Source organism: Lichenibacterium dinghuense (genome assembly GCF_021730615.1).
Lineage (GTDB): Bacteria > Pseudomonadota > Alphaproteobacteria > Rhizobiales > Beijerinckiaceae > Lichenihabitans > Lichenihabitans dinghuensis.
On the sequence record NZ_JAJLMN010000001.1, the window covers coordinates 1121429 to 1140327 of the forward strand.

At 71.1% G+C, this 18899-nt stretch carries 18 protein-coding genes; 14 read left to right on the forward strand and 4 right to left on the reverse strand.

The annotated features are described in order from the left end of the window. Nucleotides 1-32: 32 nt before the first annotated feature. The gene (locus L7N97_RS05410; protein WP_237477321.1) at nucleotides 33-764 is read right to left on the reverse strand and encodes a cytochrome c biogenesis CcdA family protein; all 732 of its coding nucleotides are present in this window, start codon (nucleotides 762-764) and stop codon (nucleotides 33-35) included. Between the two features lie 158 nt (nucleotides 765-922). Between L7N97_RS05410 and L7N97_RS05415 the strand changes: the two genes are divergently transcribed. From L7N97_RS05415 to L7N97_RS05425, 3 genes are read left to right on the forward strand one after another with little or no spacing between them, the layout of a single operon-like run. Next, nucleotides 923-1384, forward strand: a complete 462-nt coding sequence (locus L7N97_RS05415; protein WP_237477322.1) for a hypothetical protein — start codon at nucleotides 923-925, stop codon at nucleotides 1382-1384. A gap of 53 nt (nucleotides 1385-1437) precedes the next feature. After that, the gene (locus tag L7N97_RS05420; RefSeq protein ID WP_237482055.1) at nucleotides 1438-2430 is read left to right on the forward strand and encodes a P1 family peptidase; all 993 of its coding nucleotides are present in this window, start codon (nucleotides 1438-1440) and stop codon (nucleotides 2428-2430) included. Nucleotides 2431-2464: 34 nt separating this feature from the next. Beyond that, on the forward strand, nucleotides 2465-3085 hold the full coding sequence (locus L7N97_RS05425) for a ParB-like protein (RefSeq protein ID WP_237477323.1): 621 nt from the start codon (nucleotides 2465-2467) through the stop codon (nucleotides 3083-3085). Here L7N97_RS05425 and L7N97_RS05430 read toward each other — a convergent pair. Together L7N97_RS05430 and L7N97_RS05435 are read right to left on the reverse strand one after the other, a co-directional pair. Continuing rightward, a complete protein-coding gene (locus L7N97_RS05430) occupies nucleotides 3046-3627 on the reverse strand; it encodes a GNAT family N-acetyltransferase (RefSeq protein WP_237477324.1) in 582 nt (193 codons plus the stop codon). The two genes, L7N97_RS05425 and L7N97_RS05430, sit on opposite strands and share 40 nt — an antisense overlap. Nucleotides 3628-3746: 119 nt before the next feature. Then, entirely contained in the window at nucleotides 3747-4997 is a 1251-nt protein-coding gene (locus tag L7N97_RS05435) for an NAD(P)/FAD-dependent oxidoreductase (protein WP_237477325.1), read from the reverse strand. A 187-nt stretch (nucleotides 4998-5184) separates the two neighbouring features. On the opposite strand from L7N97_RS05435, the gene L7N97_RS05440 reads away from it, so the two are divergent. From L7N97_RS05440 to phoB, 8 genes are all read left to right on the forward strand, one after another. Then, nucleotides 5185-6660: an MDR family MFS transporter gene (locus tag L7N97_RS05440; RefSeq protein ID WP_237477326.1), complete on the forward strand. Its 1476-nt coding sequence runs from the start codon at nucleotides 5185-5187 to the stop codon at nucleotides 6658-6660. Nucleotides 6661-6791: 131 nt separating this feature from the next. Further along, nucleotides 6792-7835 (forward strand): ATP-binding protein, encoded by a 1044-nt coding sequence (locus tag L7N97_RS05445; protein WP_237477327.1) that lies wholly within the window; start codon nucleotides 6792-6794, stop codon nucleotides 7833-7835. 205 nt (nucleotides 7836-8040) lie between these two features. After that, nucleotides 8041-9090: a phosphate ABC transporter substrate-binding protein PstS gene (gene pstS, locus L7N97_RS05450; RefSeq protein WP_237477328.1), complete on the forward strand. Its 1050-nt coding sequence runs from the start codon at nucleotides 8041-8043 to the stop codon at nucleotides 9088-9090. Between the two features lie 225 nt (nucleotides 9091-9315). Next, nucleotides 9316-10311: a phosphate ABC transporter permease subunit PstC gene (gene pstC / locus L7N97_RS05455; RefSeq protein WP_237477329.1), complete on the forward strand. Its 996-nt coding sequence runs from the start codon at nucleotides 9316-9318 to the stop codon at nucleotides 10309-10311. Between the two features lie 7 nt (nucleotides 10312-10318). Then, nucleotides 10319-11161, forward strand: coding sequence for a phosphate ABC transporter permease PstA (gene pstA / locus L7N97_RS05460; RefSeq protein WP_237477330.1), 843 nt, complete (start codon nucleotides 10319-10321; stop codon nucleotides 11159-11161). Then, on the forward strand, nucleotides 11158-11973 hold the full coding sequence (pstB, locus tag L7N97_RS05465; protein WP_237477331.1) for a phosphate ABC transporter ATP-binding protein PstB: 816 nt from the start codon (nucleotides 11158-11160) through the stop codon (nucleotides 11971-11973). The genes pstA and pstB overlap by 4 nt, the downstream gene beginning before the upstream one ends. Before the next feature lie 13 nt (nucleotides 11974-11986). Continuing rightward, the gene (gene phoU, locus L7N97_RS05470) at nucleotides 11987-12697 is read left to right on the forward strand and encodes a phosphate signaling complex protein PhoU (RefSeq protein ID WP_237477332.1); all 711 of its coding nucleotides are present in this window, start codon (nucleotides 11987-11989) and stop codon (nucleotides 12695-12697) included. Between the two features lie 16 nt (nucleotides 12698-12713). Then, nucleotides 12714-13457 carry a phosphate regulon transcriptional regulator PhoB gene (phoB, locus tag L7N97_RS05475; RefSeq protein ID WP_237477333.1) on the forward strand — a complete coding sequence of 248 codons (744 nt, stop codon included), beginning with the start codon at nucleotides 12714-12716 and terminating at the stop codon, nucleotides 13455-13457. Between the two features lie 147 nt (nucleotides 13458-13604). Here the strand turns inward: phoB and glcF are convergent, their stop codons facing one another. Beyond that, nucleotides 13605-14984, reverse strand: a complete 1380-nt coding sequence (gene glcF, locus L7N97_RS05480) for a glycolate oxidase subunit GlcF (protein WP_237477334.1) — start codon at nucleotides 14982-14984, stop codon at nucleotides 13605-13607. Nucleotides 14985-15279: 295 nt separating this feature from the next. Between glcF and coxB the strand changes: the two genes are divergently transcribed. The 3 genes from coxB (at nucleotide 15280) to L7N97_RS05495 (ending at nucleotide 18898) form a co-directional block, all read left to right on the forward strand. Beyond that, entirely contained in the window at nucleotides 15280-16164 is an 885-nt protein-coding gene (gene coxB / locus L7N97_RS05485; RefSeq protein ID WP_237477335.1) for a cytochrome c oxidase subunit II, read from the forward strand. A gap of 23 nt (nucleotides 16165-16187) precedes the next feature. Next, the gene (ctaD, locus tag L7N97_RS05490) at nucleotides 16188-17858 is read left to right on the forward strand and encodes a cytochrome c oxidase subunit I (RefSeq protein ID WP_237477336.1); all 1671 of its coding nucleotides are present in this window, start codon (nucleotides 16188-16190) and stop codon (nucleotides 17856-17858) included. A 95-nt stretch (nucleotides 17859-17953) separates the two neighbouring features. Next, nucleotides 17954-18898, forward strand: a complete 945-nt coding sequence (locus tag L7N97_RS05495; protein ID WP_428980961.1) for a heme o synthase — start codon at nucleotides 17954-17956, stop codon at nucleotides 18896-18898. Nucleotide 18899 lies beyond the last annotated feature (1 nt).

Below are 18899 nucleotides of genomic sequence, written 5' to 3' on the forward strand. Positions count from 1 at the left end.
CGCCAAAGGCCGGGGGCCTTTGGAAACCGCCCTCACCCCAGCCGCGCCAGGCCCGGAAACGTCTCGATCAGCCAGAACGACAGCTGCTGCATGCCGCCCGACAGGAAGGCGATGCCGGTCACGACCAGCGCCGCGCCCGCTACGCGTTCCACCGTGTGGAAGTGGCGCCGGAAGCCGCGCAGGAAGGCCGTGAAGGTGCCCATGGCCACGGCGGCCAGCACGAAGGGCACCCCGAGCCCCAGCGAGTAGGCGAGAAGCAGCGCCGCGCCGTTGCCCACCGTCGCGGCCGAGCCCGCCACGGCCAGGATGGCGGCGAGGATCGGGCCGATGCAGGGCGTCCAGCCGAACGCGAAGGCGAGGCCCATCGCGTAGGCGCTCCACAGCCCCGGCGGCCGGCTCACCTCGACGCGCGCCTGCCGGTACAGCACGCCGAGCCGGAACAGGCCGACGAAGTGCAGGCCCATGACGATGATGGCGACGCCCGCCACGATCGACAGCGCTTCGCCGTATTGCCGGAGCAGCGTGCCGAAGGCCGAGGCGGTCGCGCCCAGCGCCACGAAGACCGTGGAGAAACCCGCGACGAAGAGCAGGCTCGCCAGGAAGGCGCCGCGCCGCGACCGCGCCGCGTCGCCGCCCTGGAGTTCCTCCAGGGTCGTGCCCGCCATGAAGCACAGGTAGGGCGGCACCAGCGGCAGCACGCAGGGGCTCAGGAACGAGATCAGCCCGGCCAGGACCGCGGCCGGGAACGAGACGTGTGTCGGCATGGCCCCGCTTTAGCCGATCGCGGGGCGGCGCGCATCGTTGCGCCGCTGCGACACCGCGCGGGTTTCGCGAAAGCCGCGCGCGATAGGCTGCGACGGCGGCCGGGGCTTCGGCGTTAGATGGCCGACGATTCGGCGGCAGGGCCGCGCGGGAGATGAGCTTGCGTCACTGGTTCTCGGCCCTCGGGTCCTCGGCCCTCGCGGCCTGCACGCTGCTGGCCGCCGCGGCGGCGCCGGCGTCCGCCACCTCGCCGCTGCTCGCCAACGGCGACTACCCCTATTGGAAGCTGAACTACGCGCGTTACGACACGACCTACGCGGCGATCGACCACCGGGCCCGCCGCTTCGCCGAGTTCAAGTGGGACGCCACGACCTACTGCCGCTACCGCTCGGGCTGGGAAGGCCCCGGCGCCTACAAGGTCGGCGACCGCTTCCGCCGGCACTTCGGCTGGGACGCCGGCTACCCGTGGCAGGGGCCCGGCGTCGCGGCCGACCACGAGGACGCGGAGGCGCTGGCCGACGCCCGCGCGCAGTATCGCCGCGAGTTCGGCCGGGCGCCGGTCTGCGGCTCCGTGCGCCACCGCCGCGTCCGCCACGAGATCGTGCTCCGCCGCAAATACTGAGCCGGCTCCGGGTCGACCCGAGCCGACCGGACGGGGCGTCCATGAGCGCGCCTATGCGCAACCTCGTCACCGACGTGCCGGGCCTGCGGGTGGGCCACGCGGACGGTCGCGCGCTCGCCTCGGGCGTCACGGCCGTCGTCTTCGACGCGCCCGCCGCGGCCTCGGTGGCGATCCACGGCGGCGCGCCGGGCGTGCGCGACACGGCGCTGCTCGAACCCGAGATGACCGTGGAGGGCATCGACGCCCTCGTTCTGTCGGGGGGCTCGGCCTTCGGGCTCGACGGCATGGGCGGCGCCATGGCGGCGCTCCACGCCCGGGGCCGCGGCTTCAGGATCGGGGCCGCGCGGGTGCCCATCGTGCCCGGCGCCGTGTTGTTCGACCTCAACAACGGCGGCGACAAGGCCTGGGGCCGGCGCCCGCCCTACTGGGACCTCGGCCACGCGGCCGTCGAGGCGGCGGGGCTCGACTTCGCCCTCGGCAGCCACGGCGCCGGGCTCGGCGCCACCACGGCCGACCTCAAGGGCGGGCTCGGCTCGGCCTCGGCCGCGACGGCGCGCGGCTACACGGTCGGCGCGATCGCGGCCGTCAACGCGCTCGGCCAGGCCACGGTGGGCGACGGCCCGCATTTCTGGGCCGCGCCCTATGAGCGCGGGGCCGAGTTCGGCGGCCTCGGGCTGCCCCGGTTCGGCGCCGACGGGGCGCCGCCGTTCCGCACCAAGGGCGTTCGGCCGGAGAACACCACGATCTGCGTCGTCGCCACCGACGCCCCGCTCACCAAGGCGCAGTGCAAGCGCCTGGCCGTGGTGGCGCAGGGCGGCCTCGCCCTGGCGCTGCGGCCCGCCCACGCGGCGCTCGACGGCGACGTGGTCTTCGCCGCCGCGACGGCGCTCGACCCGCGCCCCGTCACGGCGGCCGACCTGACCGAGATCGGGGCTTTGGCGGCCGAGACGCTGGCCCGCGCGGTGGCGCGCGGCGTCTTCGAAGCCCGCGCCCTGCCCGTCCCCGGCGCCGCCCCGAGCTGGCGCGACCGCTTCGCCGCGGCCTGATACAGCGGCCGGACCGCCACACGAGGATCAGACCATGTCGACCCGCGAACCCCTGCTGCGCACCGTGCCCATCGCCGAGCTCCGGCCGACGCAGGTCACGGTCGGCTATCGCGAGGTGGCGGAGAAGCGCCGCGACTGGGCCGAGCGGGCGGAGGGCGACCGCGCGGAATGGCTCGGACGGCACATGATCCCCGTGCTGCTCGGCCCCAAGAAGCGCTCCTACGTGATCGACCACCACCACCTCACGCGCGCGCTGCTGGAGGAGGGCTGCGAGGGCGTGCTGGTCAACGTCGTGGCCGACCTCAGCATGCTCGACAAGGACGCCTTCTGGGTCTTCGCCGACAACCGCGGCTGGTGCCACCCCTACGACTCGGAGGGCCGGCGCGCGGGCTTCGCCGACATCCCGCGCTCGATCGCCGACCTCGCCGACGACCCCTACCGCTCCCTCGCGGGGGCGCTGCGGCGCGCGGGCGGCTACGCCAAGGAGACGGTGCCCTTCACCGAGTTCATGTGGGCCGACGCGCTGCGCCGGCGCATCAGGCGGCGCGACGTCGAGGAGTCCTTCTCGGGCGCCCTGCTCCGCGCGCTGGAGTTCGCCAAGAGCCGCGACGCCCGCTACCTGCCGGGCTGGTGCGGGCCGAACGACGGGAGCTGAGCGCGGCGCGCCCGCCAGTCCGCGGCGCTCTGGCCCCACACGTCGACCGTCCGGCCCTCGAACGGCGCCGGCAGCCGGCCCGGTCCCCGATCGATCGAGCCGAGGCGCCGCGCCAGCGCGATCGAGGGGGCGTTGGCGGGGTCGATGGTGTGAATCACCTCGTCCCAGCCGAGGCCGTCCACCGCCCAGTCGATCGACGCCGCCGCGGCCTCGAAGGCGTAGCCCCGCCCCTGCGCGTCGCTCAGCAGCCCCCACCCGACCTCCGGGCCGGGCCAGCCCTCGGGCCGCCAGGGCCCGACCCGGCCGATCCAGCGGCCCGTGGCCTTCTCGACCACCGAGAACATGCCGAAGCCGTGCAGGGCAAAGGAGCCCGCGAAGGCCGAGAGCACGCGCCACGCCGCCGCGCGCGGGCCCGGGCCGCCGAGGAAGCGCGTCGCCTCGCGGTCGGCTCCGAAGGCCGCGAAGCCGTCGAGGTCCTCCGCGGCCGGTGGGCGCAGGATCAGGCGTTCGGTTTCGAGCGTGGGGCCGAGGGCGGCGGGCATGATGGATCCGTCGGACGGTGGTCTGCGCGGGGGCTGCCGACCCTGCGATCGGCAGCCCGGCCCGTCATGCGAGACCGGCGCGCAGGGGTCCAGTGCGAATCAGGGCCGGGCGCTGCCCCTCACCCGAACCGCTCGATCCTGTAGGGCGCCGGATCGGTGAAGGGCGTCTCGCCCGCCATCTGCTCGGCGAGGAGGCGGCCGGACACGGGGCCGAGCGTCAGGCCGTGGTGCTGGTGGCCGAAGTCGAACCACAGGCCGTCGTGTTTCGGCGCCCGGCCGATCACCGGCAGCATGTCGGGCAGGCAGGGCCGCGAGCCCATCCAGGGCATGTCCTCCAGCGCCTCGGCCAGGGGGAAGAGGGAGCGCGCCGTGGGCAGCGCGCGCTCCAGCTGCACCGGCGTCATCGGCGCGTCGCGGCGGGCGAATTCGGCGCCGGTGGTGAGGCGGATGCCCTGGTCCATCGGGGCGAGCAGGTAGCCGCCGTCGACGTCCACGATCGTGTGGTTCAGCACGGCGTTGCCCCGCGCCCGGAAGTGCATGTGGTAGCCGCGCTTGATGCCGAAGGGCAGCCGGTAGCCGAGCTTGCCGAACACGGCGTCGGACCAAGGCCCCAGCGCCACCACGGCGTCGCGGGCGCCGAGCCAGCCGTCGCGCGTCTTCACGCGCCAGCCCGGCGCGGCTTCCTCCAGGGTCGCGGCGTCGCCCTTGAGGAAGCGGCCGCCGCGCCGGCGGAACAGCGCCGCGTAGCGCTCGACGAGGAGCCCCGGGTCGGACACGGAGCCGGGATCGCGGAAGTGCAGCGCCCCCGCCATGCCGGGGCCGAGGTGCGGCTCGCGCTCGGCGAGCGCCGCGGCGTCGAGCTCCTCCACGGCGAGGCCCATGCCGTCGAGGCGGGCGGCGTCGCGGCGGCCCTTGTCGAGCGAGCGCCGCGAGCGGAAGCCCTTGATCCAGCCCACCCTTCGCATGAGTTCCGTGGCGCCGGCCTCCTTCATCAGGCGCTCGTGCTCGACCATCGAGCGCTCGATGAGGGGGCGCGCCGCCCGCGCGATGCGCTCGACGCCCTTCGGCGACGAGTTGAACCAGTAGCGCACGAGGAAGGGCGCCAGCCCCGGCAGGGCGGAGGGGTGGTAATGCGCGTCCGTGGTGCGGTTCGTGGCGTAGCGCAGCAGCGAGCGCAGGTCGCGCGGGAACGCGTAGGGGTAGATCGAGGAGCGCTCGATCAGCCCGGCATTGCCGTAGCTCGTCCCCATGCCGGCCTTCGGCGCGCGCTCGACGAGGGCGACGTCGCGCCCTCGCTCCTGTAGGTGCAGCGCCGCCGACACGCCCACGATCCCGGCGCCCAGCACCACGACGTCGGCCCTGAGATCCATGTCGCGTTCCTCGCCTCGCCCGCCTTCCCCGTACGTAATGCGGGGGCGCGGCCGTTCGAGAGGCGGCCCCGCGGCTCGGCGCCGGGCTCGCGCCGACCGGCCCCCGGAGGGGACGTTAAAGATCTTTTTAACCCGCCCGGCCCCGGCGCACCTGCAATCGCCGGCTTCGGACGTTACACCGGCATACATGTCCGACAAATCACGCACAAACCGGCCGCTCGTCCTCGCCTCGGTGATGGCGGCCATGTTCATGATCGCCATCGAGGCGACGATCGTGTCGACCGCCATGCCGCAGATCGCCGGCCAGCTCGGCGACATCCACCTCTACGCCTGGGTGTTCTCGGCCTTCCTGCTGACCCAGACCGCCACCACGGTGGTGTTCGGCAAGCTCAGCGACCTGTACGGCCGGCGCCCGGTGCTGCTGGTCGGCATCGGCGTGTTCCTGCTCGGGTCGCTGCTCTGCGGCTTCGCGACATCCATCCCCATGCTGATCGTGTTCCGGCTGGTGCAGGGCATCGGCGCCGGCGCGATCCAGCCGATCGGCATCACGGTGGTGGGCGACCTCTACACCGTGCAGGAGCGCGGCCGCATCCAGGGCTACCTCGCTTCCGTGTGGGGGATCTCGTCCGTGATCGGGCCGCTGGCCGGCGCCCTGATCGTGCAGCACATCTCCTGGTCCTGGATCTTCTGGATCAACCTGCCGGTCGGCTCGCTGGCCGCGGCCGGCTTCGTGCTGTTCCTGCACGAGGAGGTGGAGCACCGCGAGCGCGCGATCGACGTCGCCGGGGCGGCGCTGTTCACGCTCGCCATCGCGTCGCTGATGCTGGCGCTGACCGAGATCGGCGCCTCCGGGGCGGCGGTGTTCTGGCCGGGGCTGGTCTTCGTGGTGGCCTCCGTCCTGTTCGTCCTGCAGGAGCGCCGCGCCGCCGACCCGATGCTCGACGCGCGCCTGTGGGCGCAGCGCCCGATCCTCACCTCCAACGCCGCGACGCTGCTCAGCGGCATGGCGGTGATCGGGCTCACCGCCTTCCTGCCGATGTTCGTGCAAGGCGTGATGCGCCAGTCGTCGCTGGTGGCGGGCTTCACCCTCACCACCATGGTGTTCGGCTGGCCGGTCGGCGCCACGCTGGCGGCCCGCAACTTCGTGCGCTTCGGCCTGAGGCCCACGCTGCTGTTCGGCGCCGCCCTGCTGCCGCTCGGCTCGGTCGCCTTCGTGGTGCTGGGCTCGTCCTCGTCGCCGGTCCTGGCCGGCCTCGGCTCGGTGGTGATGGGCTTCGGCATGGGCTTCCTGTCCACCGCCTGCATCGTCATCATCCAGGATTCGGTCGCCTGGGCGCAGCGCGGCTCGGCCACGGCCTCCAACATCTTCGCGCGCCAGCTCGGCCAGACGCTAGGCGCCACCGTGTTCGGCGCCGTGCTGAACTACGGGCTCGCCCACCCGTCGGGCGACCGCACCGCCGTGTCGTCCGACCAGCTCCAGCGCCTGCTCGACGCGCCCGAAAGCCTCGCCGCCACGGCCGACGCCGTGCGGGTCGCGCTCGGCCACTCGTTGCACGCCACCTTCTGGAGCATCTTCGCCGTCGCGGTGATGACGCTGCTGCTGTCGCTGCTGGTGCCGCGCGTCGCGATCTCGGACGGCCCGCGCGAGCTGGCCGTCGACTGATGCCCCTCGGCCCGGTCCGCCGGCGGCGCGGGGCGACAGCCGCCGTTCCGCCTGTCATCACGGCGTCACGGCCGTGCCCCGACACTCCCACACGGGATGCGGGTGAGCGGATGGACGGGGCTGAGCGGGACATGTTGGACAAGACGCAGCCGGCCGCCCCGGCGAGCCTGCTCGCCGCGCTGATCGACGCCATGCCGGAGCCCGTGCTGGCCGTGACGGCCGAGGGGCGGGTGCTGGCCGCCAACGCCCACGCCAAGGCCGTGATGCCGGCGCTCCGGATCGGCGGCCCGCTCACGGTGGCGCTGCGCGACCCCGATATCCTCGACGCCGTCGACCGCGTGCTCGCGTCCGGCCAGATGGAGCAGGTGTCCTGGCGCGACAGGGTGCCGGTGGAGCGCGTCTTCGACGTCACGGTCGCGCCGCTCGACCGGCCGGGCGAGGACCGGGCGCTGGTGCTGACGCTGCGCGACGTCACCGAATCGCTGCGCATCGAGCGCATGCGCGCCGACTTCGTCGCCAACGCCAGCCACGAGCTGCGCACGCCGCTCGCGTCCCTGCTGGGCTTCGTCGAGACGCTCCAGGGCCCGGCGCGCGACGACGCCCGCGCGCGGGACCGCTTCCTCGCCATCATGGGCGAGCAGGCGCGGCGCATGGCGCGGCTGATCGACGACCTCCTGTCGCTGTCGCGGATCGAGAGCAACCTCCACGTCCGGCCCGACAAGCCCGTCGACCTCGCGCTGGCGGCGCGCCACGTGGCCGAGACCCTGGGCCCGCTCGCGGCCGACAGCGGCACGACGGTCGACGTCGAGGCCGACGAGCCCGTGGTGGTGGCGGGCGACCGCGACGAGATCGTCCGCGTGGCCGAGAACCTCGTCGAGAACGCCATCAAATACGCGGACGGACGCGGCCGCGTGGAGGTGAAGGTGAGGGTGCAGCGCCGCTCCGGCGTACTCACGGTGCGGGACTACGGGCCCGGCATCGCGCCCGAGCACCTGCCGCGCCTCACCGAGCGCTTCTACCGCATCGACGCCGGCCAAAGCCGCGCCAAGGGCGGCACGGGCCTCGGGCTCGCGCTCGTCAAGCACATCGTGGCGCGCCACAGGGGCCGGCTGCAGATCCACTCGGAAGTCGGCCACGGCACGCTGATCACGGTGTCGATCCCGCTGAAATCCTGAATTCGGCAACGTGGATATGGGCTTACCCTGTCACAATCCCGTAAGCCCGCTGTCGTAAAACTGATCCGCGTTTCGGCTATCCCTCCGGCCGCCACCCCGATCGTCCGACCACAGCGGAGGGATCGTCCCTCCGGGTCGGCGCACGAGGGGTGACGACACCCGCGCGACGGGACCCACCTGTCCGCCGACAGAACCAAGGCGAACCATGACCATGAAAGTGATCGCACGCGCGGCCCTGGCCGCCACCGTGCTGGCCGCCGGCGCCCTGTCGGCCCGCGCCGCCGACATCTCCGGCGCCGGCTCGACCTTCATCTATCCCGTCTTCGCCAAGTGGGCCGACACATACAAGAAGGACACCGGCACCGGCATCAACTATCAGTCGATCGGCTCGGGCGGCGGCATCAAGCAGATCAAGGCCAACACCGTCACCTTCGGCGCCACCGACGCGCCGCTGATGGAGAAGGACCTGAACGACAACGGCCTCGTGCAGTGGCCGATGATCATGGGCGGCATCGTGCCGGTCGTGAACCTCGACGGCGTCAAGGCCGGCGAGCTCGTGCTCGACGGCGACACGCTCGCCAAGATCTTCATGGGCACGGTGAAGACCTGGAACGACCCGGCCATCGCCAAGCTGAACCCCGGCGTGAAGCTGCCCGAGACCGCGATCGTCGTGGTGCACCGCTCGGACGGGTCGGGCACGACCTTCAACTTCACCAACTACCTGTCGAAGGTGTCGGCGGACTGGAAGGGCAAGGTCGGCGAGAACTCCGCGGTGGAGTGGCCGGTGGGCCTCGGCGCCAAGGGCAACGAGGGCGTGGCCCAGAACGTCGCCAACACCAAGGGCGCGGTCGGCTACGTCGAATACGCCTATGCCAAGCAGAACAACCTCGTGACCACCAAGATGGTGAACCACGACGGCAAGACCGTAGCTCCCGCGATGGACAGCTTCTCCTCGGCGGCCGCCAACGCCGATTGGGAGCACGCCCCCGGCTTCTACCAGATCCTGACCGACCAGCCCGGCGCCCAGTCCTGGCCGATCACGGCCTCGACCTTCGTGGTGATGCACAAGGACCCCAAGGACGCCGCGGCCTCGGCCGAAGCGCTGAAGTTCTTCTCCTGGGCGTTCAAGAACGGCCAGAAGGAGGCCGAGGCGCTCGACTACATCCCGATCCCGCAGAAGGTCGTGACGCTGATCGCCGCCAAGGTGGACAGCTCCATCATGTCCGGCGGCAAGCCCGTCTACGACATGAAGTGAGCGGGAAGGGCGAACAGCCCCGACCGCACATCCCCGCAAGCCGCGGCCCCGCCGCGGCGGCGGGGACCCGGCGCAGGATGTCGGCCGCAGGCCGCCGTCCCTCGCGTGGGCCTGACCGGACTGCTCGGGGCAGGATGGTCGGCCTGCGGCCGGCTCTTCGCGCTGGATCCCCGCCTCCGCGGGGATGAGCGGCGAGGGCACCCACAGCCTTCTCGAGGACCCTCCATGGCCGACATCACGCTGCAGGACCGGCCCGTCGCCCGCAGGATCGACGCGGGGCGCGCCGCCGTGCTGTCGCGCTTCCGCACGGTGGATTCGATCTTCGCCGGCCTGACGCTCGGCGCCGCGATCCTGGTGCTGGTGCTGCTCGGCGGCGTCCTCGTGTCGCTGGTCGTCGGCTCGCTGCCGGCCTTCAACGCCTTCGGCTGGCGCTTCCTCGTCACGCAGACCTGGAACCCCAACGACGACGTCTACGGCGCGCTCGGCGCCATCTACGGCACGATCGTCACCTCCCTCATCGCCATGGCGATCGCGATCCCCGTGGGGATCGGCATCGCCATCTTCCTGACCGAGCTCTGCCCCTTCGGCCTGCGCAAGCCCATCGGCATGGCGATCGAGCTGCTGGCCGGCATCCCTTCCATCATCTACGGCATCTGGGGCCTGTTCGTCTTCGCGCCCTTCCTGCAGAGCACCGTCGAGCCGGCGCTGATCGCGGTGCTGGGGCCGATCCCCGTGTTCGGCGCGCTGTTCCAGGGGCCGCCCTACGGCATCGGCGTGCTCACCGCCGGCCTCATCCTCGGCATCATGGTGCTGCCCTTCATCTCGTCGGTGTCGCGCGACGTGTTCCTGACCGTGCCGCCGGTGCTGAAGGAGGCGGGCTACGGGCTCGGCTGCACCACCTGGGAGGTGATGCGCAACGTCGTCATCCCCTTCTCGCGCACGGGCGTCATCGGCGGCGTCATGCTGGCGCTCGGCCGCGCGCTCGGCGAAACTATGGCGGTCACCTTCGTGATCGGCAACGCGCACAAGATCTCGGCCTCGATCCTGCTGCCCGGCACCACCATCTCGGCCGCCATCGCCAACGAGTTCACCGAGGCCGTGGGCGACCTCTACACCTCGTCGCTGATCGAGCTCGGCCTCATCCTCTTCGTCATCACCTTCATCGTGCTGGCAATCGCCCGATACATGCTGTTGCGCATCCAGCGCCGCGCCGGAGCCTGAGCCGCAGATGCCGAGCTATTCGAAGAAGCGGCGGACCAGCAACGCGGTCTTCCTGGGCCTCAGCTTCGGCGCCGCCGCGCTGGGTCTGGTCGCCCTGGTGTTCATCCTGGCGGCGCTGCTGTGGAACGGCATCGCGGGGCTGAAGCCCTCCGTGTTCACGGAGATGACGCCGCCGCCCGGCTCCGCGGGCGGGCTGCTCAACGCCATCTACGGCTCCGTGGTGATGACCGTGCTGGGCCTCCTCATCGGCGCGCCGATCGGGCTCCTGGCCGGGACCTACATGGCCGAGCACGGCCGCTACTCGAAGCTCACGATCGTCGTGCGCTTCCTCAACGACATCCTGCTGTCCGCGCCGTCCATCATCATCGGCCTCTTCGTCTACGAGGTGGTGGTGACGCGGCTCGGCCACTTCTCGGGCGTCGCCGGCGCGCTGGCCCTCGCCATGCTGGTCATCCCCGTCGTGGCCCGCACGACCGAGGACATGCTGCTGCTGGTGCCGAACACGCTGCGCGAGGCCGCCTCCGCCATGGGCCTTCCGCGCTCGCACGTGGTGTGGAAGGTCGCCTACGCGGCGGCGCGGCCCGGCATCGTCACGGGGCTGCTGCTCGCCTTCGCGCGCATCTCGGGCGAGACGGCGCCGCTGCTGTTCACGGCGTTGAACAACCAGTTCTGGAACACCGACCTCAACCAGCCCACCGCCAGCCTGCCGACCGTGATCTTCCAGTTCGCGCTCAGCCCCTACAAGGACTGGCAGCAGCTCGCCTGGACGGGCGCCCTCATCATCACCGCCACCGTGCTGCTGCTGAGCATCGCGGCCCGCTCGCTCGGTTCCACAAGGACAGCGAAATGACCCTCGCCACGGACGCCCCCTCCCGCCCGGCCGCGCAGGACCGCAGCGGTGCGGACCGCACCAACAAGGTCGCCGTGCGCGACCTCAAGTTTTTCTACGGCGACAGCATGGCCATCAAGGGCGTGTCGCTCAACCTCGAGGCCAACAAGGTCACGGCCTTCATCGGCCCCTCGGGCTGCGGCAAGTCCACGCTGCTGCGCGTGCTGAACCGCATGTACGACCTGTACCCGCGCCAGCGCGCCGAGGGGCAGGTGCTGCTCGACGGCGAGAACATCCTCGACCCCAAGACCGACCTCAACCTCCTGCGCGCCCGCATCGGCATGGTGTTCCAGAAGCCGACGCCCTTCCCCATGTCGATCTACGAGAACATCGCGTTCGGCATCCGGCTCTACGAGAAGGTGTCGAAGTCGGAGCTCGACGGCCGCGTCGAGACGGCGCTGAAGGGGGCGGCCCTGTGGCCCGAGGTGAAGGACAAGCTGTCGGCCAGCGGCCTGTCCCTGTCGGGCGGCCAGCAGCAGCGGCTGTGCATCGCCCGCACGGTGGCGCTGAAGCCCGACGTGATCCTGCTCGACGAGCCCTGCTCGGCGCTCGACCCGATCTCGACCGCCCGCGTCGAGGAGCTGATCGACGAGCTGAAGGGCCAGTACACGATCGCCATCGTGACCCACAACATGCAGCAGGCGGCCCGCTGCTCGGACTACACGGCCTTCATGTACCTCGGCGAGCTGATCGAGTTCGGCGACACCCAGCACATCTTCACCTCGCCGTCGCAGAAGCAGACCCAGCAGTACATCACCGGCCGGTTCGGCTGAGGAGACGCGATCCATGGCCCAGCACACCGTCACCTCCTACGACCAGGAACTCGAATCCCTCGGCCGCAAGATCGCCGAGATGGGCGGCATCGCCGAGAAGATGCTGTCTGACGCCATGGACGCGCTGTCGGACCTCGACACGGAGCTCGCGCAGGCGGTGGTGAGCGCCGACGCGCGGCTCGACCTCCTGCAGCGGGACGTCGAATCCGCCTCCATCATGACCATCGCCAAGCGCCAGCCGATGGCGGTCGACCTGCGCGAGATCGTGGCGGCGATCCGCGTGTCGGGCGACCTCGAGCGCGTCGGCGACCTCGCCAAGAACATCGCCAAACGGGCCATCCTGATCGCGGGCGAGCAGCGCGTGCCGCGCGCCGTGGTGGGCCTGCGGCACATGAACGAGCTCGCCGCCAACCAGCTCAAGGACGTGCTCGACGCCTACGCCGAGCGCGACGTCGAGCGCGCCCAGGCGGTGTGGACGCGCGACGCCGAGCTCGACGCGCTGGAGAACTCGATCTTCCGCGACCTCCTCACCCACATGATGGAGGACCCGCGCAACATCTCGTTCTGCACGCACCTGCTGTTCTGCTCGAAGAACATCGAGCGCGTCGGCGACCACACCACCAACATCGCCGAAACGGTGTTCTACCTCGTCACCGGCGGCACCATGCCGCTCGACCGGCCGAAGACGCGGCCCGGCGCGAGCCTGGCGCCCGAGGCGCCCTGAGCGGGGAGCGCGAGCCATGAACGTGATGCGCAGCGCCCCCGTGCGGGCGACGGGCGGCGGCACCGCGCCCCACATCCTGGTCGTCGAGGACGAGCAGGCGCTGGGCACGCTGCTGTCCTACAACCTCGAGGCCGAAGGCTTCTCGGTGGAGCGGGCCGAGCGCGGCGACGAGGCCGAGCTCCGGCTGGGCGAGGCCGTGCCCGACCTCGTGATCCTCGACTGGATGCTGCCCGGCGTGTCGGGGCTGGAGATCTGCCGCCGCCTGCGCGCCCGCGAGGCGACCCGCACCCTGCCGGTCATCATGCTGACGGCGCGGGGCGAGGAGGCCGAGCGGGTGCGCGGCCTGTCGGTGGGGGCCGACGACTACGTGGTGAAGCCCTTCTCGGTGCCGGAGCTGATGGCGCGGGTGCGCTCGCTCCTGCGCCGCTCGCGGCCCGAGCGGGTGGCGAGCCGCCTGTCCGCCGGCGACCTCGACCTCGACCGCGAGACGCGCCGGGTGCGCCGCGGCGTGCGCGACATCCACCTCGGGCCGACGGAGTTCCGCCTGCTCGACTACCTGATGGAGCGCCCCGGCCGGGTGTTCTCGCGCTCCCAGCTGCTCGACGGCGTGTGGGGCCAGGCGGTGGAGATCGACGAGCGCACGGTGGACGTGCACGTGGGGCGGCTGCGCAAGTCGCTGTCGCGCGGCCGCGAGCGCGACCCGATCCGCACGGTGCGCGGCGCCGGCTACAGCTTCGACGAGACGTTCGGCAAGGGCTGATCCGGGATTCCGGAGGGCTCGCCCTTCGGCGGGGCGCGGGGCGGAGCCCCGGAGCGGGTTTTCAAGCGATCGCCTCCCTCTCCGAACGGTCGTCCCGGCCTTGAGCCGGGACGACACCGGAGAAGTGTTCGACCGGGTCTCCGGGCCTCACCCCAGCGCCGCCGCGAGCGGGCTCACGGCCGGCTTCGCCACCTCCGGCTTCACCACGAGCGCGTCGGGGATATCCCAGCCGTGGGGGGCGGGGCCGCCGCGCGACCAGTCGAGCAGCTCCACCGTGTGCACCACCGGGATCTCGGTGCCGATGCCGATCTGCGTCATGCAGCCGATGTTGCCGGCCGCCACCGCCACGGGGGCGACCTTGCGGATGTTGGCGACCTTCCGGGCCCGCAAATCGTCCGCGATTTGCGGCTGTAATAGGTTGTAGGTGCCGGCCGATCCGCAGCAGATGTGCCCTTCCGGCACGTCGCTCACCGCGAAGCCCGCCTCCTTGAGCAGCCGCTTCGGCAGGTCGGTGATCTTCTGCCCGTGCTGCATCGAGCAGGCGGAGTGATAGGCCAGCGGCCCCTTGAGGGTCCGCACCGGGGCGTCGAGGGTGAGCGTGCCGAGGTATTCCGTCACGTCCTTGGCCAGTGCCGCGACGCGCGCGGCCTTGGCCGCGTAGGCCGGGTCCTCGCGCAGCATGAAGCCGTAGTCCTTCACGGTGGTGCCGCAGCCCGACGTGGTGATCAGGATGGCGTCGAGCCCCTCGCCCTCGATCTCGCGCGTCCAGGCGTCGATGTTGGCCTTGGCGTAGGCTGCCGCGTCGTGCTCGCGGCCCATGTGGTGGACGAGGGCGCCGCAGCAGCCCTCGCCCTTCGGCAGCACCACCTCGATCCCGTGCCGGCCGAGCAGGCGGATGGCGGATTCGTTGATGGTGGGGCGCAGCACCTGCTGGGCGCAGCCGGTCAGGATCGCCACGCGCCCGCGCCGCGGCCCGGCGTCGGGCCGCACCGTGTCGCCGGGCCGGTACTTCGCCTTGGGCAGCGGCTTCGTCGGCGACAGCTTGAGGCTCGCCGCGAGCCGCGCCCCGATCCCCGGCACGCGGCCCATCAGGCTCCCGAAGGGGCGGCCGAGCCGCGCCGCCATCAGGGCCGCCCGGAAGCGGCCCCGGTGCGGCAGCACGCGGGCGTAGAGGTCCCGCAGGGCCTTGTCGGCCTTCGGCCGCTCGTAGGTCTGGTCGATGTGGGCGCGGGCGTGGTCGACGAGGTGCATGTAATGCACGCCCGACGGGCAGGTCGTCATGCAGGACAGGCAGGACAGGCAGCGGTCGACGTGTTTCACGACCTCGGCGGTGGCGGGCTTGCCGCCCTCCAGCATGTCCTTGATGAGGTAGATGCGGCCGCGGGGGCTGTCGAGTTCGTCGCCGAGCAGCAGGTAGGTCGGGCATGTCGCGGTGCAGAAGCCGCAATGCACGCAGGTGCGCAGGATCTTCTCGGACTCGCGGGTCTGCGCGTCGGCGAGCTGGGCGGGGGCGAAGCGGGTCTGCATGGACGGGCTCGATCGGGGGTTGTCGCTGTTTTGCCGACAGGCTAGCGCGCCTCGCGCCGGGCCCCAAGCGCTTTGCGCGATGCAGCATCGCCGCGGGCCGGACCGCCCGCGCCGCCGGGCCGCGCAGGGAACCTCCCCCGACCCTATGACGCAGCGCGGGCGACGCCCGGCGGTTGCGCGCCCACCGCCGATGTGGTTTTGATCCGGCCGCGGGTCCGCCGCGGGAGGCGAGCGGCGGGGGCGCGCGAGCCGCCCCGGCATCGTATCGGGCGCGGCCAACGGGAGCGGCGGATCGATGCCACAGTTCGGACGGTTGCGGGCCCGCGCGGCGGCCCTGCCGATGCTCCTCGCGGCGGGCGCCGCCCGCGCCGAGGACGGCGTCGGCCATCCCCTGCCGGGCCAGATCGGCTTCCAGGTCGGCGTCACCGACATCGCCCGCGACATCCACGGCTTCTACGACAACCTGCTGTTCCCCATCATCACGGTCATCAGCCTGTTCGTGCTGGTGCTGCTCGGCATCTGCATCTTCCGCTTCAACGAGCGCGCCAACCCGGTGCCGTCGAAGACCACGCATCACGCGATGCTGGAGGTGGCCTGGACCATCGTGCCGGTGCTGATCCTCGTCGTGATCGCCATCCCCTCGTTCCGCCTGCTGACCAAGCAGCTCGAACTTCCCAAGCCCGACATCACCATCAAGGCCACCGGCAAGCAGTGGTACTGGTCCTACGACTACCCGAAGGACCAGGACGGCGGCTTCGGCTTCGACTCGACCCGCGTCGAGGAGAAGGACGCCAAGACCGTGCCGGACTTCATCAACCTCCTGTCGGTCGACAACGAGGCCGTGGTGCCGGTGAACAAGAACATCCAGGTCAACGTGACCGGCGCCGACGTGATCCACGGCTTCATCGTGCAGTCGCTCGGCGTCCGCATCGACGCCGTGCCGGGGCGGCTCAACTCCACCTGGTTCCGCGCCGACCGCGAGGGCGTCTATTACGGCCAGTGCTCCAAGCTCTGCGGCAAGGACCACGCCTACATGCCCATCGCCATCCGGGTTGTGAGCCAGCCCGCCTACGAGGCGTGGCTCCAGGACGCCAAGAAGAAATACGCGCAGAACGGCGGGCAGACGGTGCATCTCGCCGACGCGTCCACGGCCGGCGCGGCCGACACCCTCCAGCGCTGATCCCGACGGAGCGACAGACCATCATGGCCACGACCGCGACCGCCGCCCACGGCGACGACCACGCCCTGCCGCACGGCTGGCGCCGCTACCTGTTCTCCACCAACCACAAGGACATCGGCACGCTGTACCTGTTCTTCGCGGTCTTCGCGGGGACGGTCGGCGCCGTCATGAGCCTGATGATCCGCATCCAGCTCATGAACCCGAACTGGCACTTCATGGGCCACATGGCCGAGTGGGTCGGGCAGGCCGATGCGTCCACCATGGTGGACGCCGGCAAGAACCTCTACAACGTGCACATCACCATGCACGGCTTGATCATGATCTTCTTCATGGTCATGCCGGCGCTGATCGGCGGCTTCGGCAACTGGTTCGTGCCCATCATGATCGGCGCGCCCGACATGGCGTTCCCGCGCATGAACAACATCTCGTTCTGGCTGCTGCCCTTCTCGTTCCTGCTGCTGATGATCTCCATGCACATGGAGGGCGCACCCGGCATGGAGGGCTTCGGCGGCGGCTGGGTGATGTATCCGCCGCTGTCGGGCAACGTGGGCCATCCCGGCCCGGCGATGGACTTCGTGATCCTGTCTCTGCACCTCGCCGGCGTGTCGTCGATCCTCGGCGCGATCAACTTCATCACCACCATCTTCAACATGCGCGCCCCCGGCATGACGCTGCACAAGATGCCGCTCTTCGCCTGGTCGGTGCTGGTCACCGCCTTCCTGCTCGTGCTGTCGCTGCCCGTGCTGGCCGGCGCCATCACGATGCTGCTGACGGACCGCAATTTCGGCACGGCCTTCTTCGACCCCGCGAACGGCGGCGACCCGCTGCTGTTCCAGCACCTGTTCTGGTTCTTCGGCCACCCCGAGGTCTACATCCTGATCCTGCCGGCCTTCGGCATCGTCAGCCACATCGTGTCGACCTTCTCGCGGAAGCCCGTCTTCGGCTACCTCGGCATGGCCTATGCCATGGTGGCGATCGGCGTGGTCGGCTTCGTGGTCTGGGCCCACCACATGTACACGGTGGGCATGTCGCTCGACACGCAGCGCTACTTCGTCTTCGCGACGTTGGTGATCGCCGTGCCGACCGGCATCAAGATCTTCTCCTGGATCGCCACCATGTGGGGCGGCTCCATCGCGTTCCGCACCCCCATGCTGTGGGCGGTGGGCTTCATCTTCCTGTTCACGGTCGGCGGCGTGACCGGCGTCGTGCTGGCCAACGCCGGCGTCGACCGCGCCCTGCACGAGACCTACTACGTCGTGGCGCACTTCCACTACGTGCTGTCGCTCGGCGCCGTCTTCGCCCTGTTCGCCGGGTTCTACTACTGGTTCCCGAAGATGTCGGGCTACATGTACAACGAGCGGCTCGGGCAGATCCATTTCTGGATCATGTTCGTCGGCGTGAACGTGACCTTCTTCCCGCAGCACTTCCTCGGCCTGGCCGGCATGCCGCGCCGCTACGTCGACTATCCGGAAGCCTATTCGCTGTGGAACCAGGTGTCGTCGGTCGGCGCCATCCTGTCGGTCGCCTCGATCTCGCTGTTCCTGTTCATCGTCGCCGAGGCCTTCGCCAAGAAGCGCGTCGCCGGCGACAACCCGTGGGGCCCCGGCGCCACGACCCTGGAATGGACGCTGTCGTCGCCGCCGCCCTTCCACCAGTTCGAGACGCTGCCTCGCATCACGGGCGCGGACCACTGACATGAGGACAGGGCGGCCCCCCGGGGCCGCCCTGAACGCTTTCGGGAGGCTCGGCTTGAGCTGAGCCGTTGAGTGCAGAACGGATCGTCGATCGCATGACCATGATGACCGAGCCGGCCGGCCGCGCTGACGCCGCCTTCGCCGGGTCGCTCGCCCTGCCGGGCGACTATTGGGAGCTGTTGAAGCCCCGCGTGATGTCGCTGGTGATCTTCACGGCCGCGGCGGGGCTGGTGGTGGCGCCGGGCCACGTCAACCCCGTCGTGGCGCTGGTGTCGCTGCTCGCCACCGCCGTCGGCGCCGGCGCCTCGGGGGCGCTCAACATGGCCTACGAGGCCGACATCGACGGCGTGATGAAGCGCACCGCCGGCCGCCCGATCCCCACGGGCCGCGTCACCTCGGGCGAGGCCTACGCCTTCGGCATCGTGCTGTCTGTCTTCTCCGTGATGCTGATCGGCATCGCGGCGAACTGGCTGTCGGCGGCGCTGCTCGCCTTCACCATCGTGTTCTACTCGCTGGTCTACACGGTGTGGCTGAAGCGGGCGACGCCGCAGAACATCGTGATCGGCGGCGCCGCCGGCGCCCTGCCCCCGATGATCGGCTATTCCATCGTGACCAACTCGGTCACGGTCGACAGCGTCATCCTGTTCCTCATCATCTTCATGTGGACGCCCCCGCATTTCTGGGCGCTGGCGCTGCTGAAGTCCGAGGACTACGCCAAGGCCGGCATCCCCATGATGCCCAACGTCAAGGGCACGGCGCGCACGCGGGTGGAGATCCTCCTCTACACGCTCGTGCTGGCGCCGCTCGGCGTGGCACCCTGGTTCACGGGGCTGGCCGGCCCGGTCTACGGCGTGGTCGCGGCCGCCACCGGCGCCGTCATGCTGCTGCTGGCGTGGCGCTGCTACAGCGTCCGCGTCGGGCCGGAGGCCGACAAGGCCGCGAAGAACCTGTTCGCCTTCTCGATCCTGTACCTGTTCCTGCTGTTCGCCGTGCTGCTGGCCGAGCGGGGGCTGGCCCTCGCGTCGCACCTCGGGCTCTGAC

Bases quoted from the DNA above. Each gene is read 5' to 3' on its own strand.
- L7N97_RS05420 (WP_237482055.1), top strand. From the start codon at position 1,438: ATGCGCAACCTCGTCACCGACGTGCCGGGCCTGCGGGTGGGCCACGCG.
- L7N97_RS05430 (WP_237477324.1), bottom strand. From the start codon at position 3,627: ATGCCCGCCGCCCTCGGCCCCACGCTCGAAACCGAACGCCTGATCCTG.
- L7N97_RS05495 (WP_428980961.1), top strand. From the start codon at position 17,954: ATGACCATGATGACCGAGCCGGCCGGCCGCGCTGACGCCGCCTTCGCC.
- pstB (WP_237477331.1), top strand. From the start codon at position 11,158: ATGACCCTCGCCACGGACGCCCCCTCCCGCCCGGCCGCGCAGGACCGC.
- ctaD (WP_237477336.1), top strand. From the start codon at position 16,188: ATGGCCACGACCGCGACCGCCGCCCACGGCGACGACCACGCCCTGCCG.
- glcF (WP_237477334.1), bottom strand. From the start codon at position 14,984: ATGCAGACCCGCTTCGCCCCCGCCCAGCTCGCCGACGCGCAGACCCGC.
- pstC (WP_237477329.1), top strand. From the start codon at position 9,316: ATGGCCGACATCACGCTGCAGGACCGGCCCGTCGCCCGCAGGATCGAC.
- L7N97_RS05435 (WP_237477325.1), bottom strand. From the start codon at position 4,997: ATGGATCTCAGGGCCGACGTCGTGGTGCTGGGCGCCGGGATCGTGGGC.
- coxB (WP_237477335.1), top strand. From the start codon at position 15,280: ATGCCACAGTTCGGACGGTTGCGGGCCCGCGCGGCGGCCCTGCCGATG.
- pstS (WP_237477328.1), top strand. From the start codon at position 8,041: ATGACCATGAAAGTGATCGCACGCGCGGCCCTGGCCGCCACCGTGCTG.
- phoU (WP_237477332.1), top strand. From the start codon at position 11,987: ATGGCCCAGCACACCGTCACCTCCTACGACCAGGAACTCGAATCCCTC.
- phoB (WP_237477333.1), top strand. From the start codon at position 12,714: ATGAACGTGATGCGCAGCGCCCCCGTGCGGGCGACGGGCGGCGGCACC.
- L7N97_RS05440 (WP_237477326.1), top strand. From the start codon at position 5,185: ATGTCCGACAAATCACGCACAAACCGGCCGCTCGTCCTCGCCTCGGTG.
- L7N97_RS05425 (WP_237477323.1), top strand. From the start codon at position 2,465: ATGTCGACCCGCGAACCCCTGCTGCGCACCGTGCCCATCGCCGAGCTC.
- pstA (WP_237477330.1), top strand. From the start codon at position 10,319: ATGCCGAGCTATTCGAAGAAGCGGCGGACCAGCAACGCGGTCTTCCTG.
- L7N97_RS05445 (WP_237477327.1), top strand. From the start codon at position 6,792: ATGTTGGACAAGACGCAGCCGGCCGCCCCGGCGAGCCTGCTCGCCGCG.
- L7N97_RS05410 (WP_237477321.1), bottom strand. From the start codon at position 764: ATGCCGACACACGTCTCGTTCCCGGCCGCGGTCCTGGCCGGGCTGATC.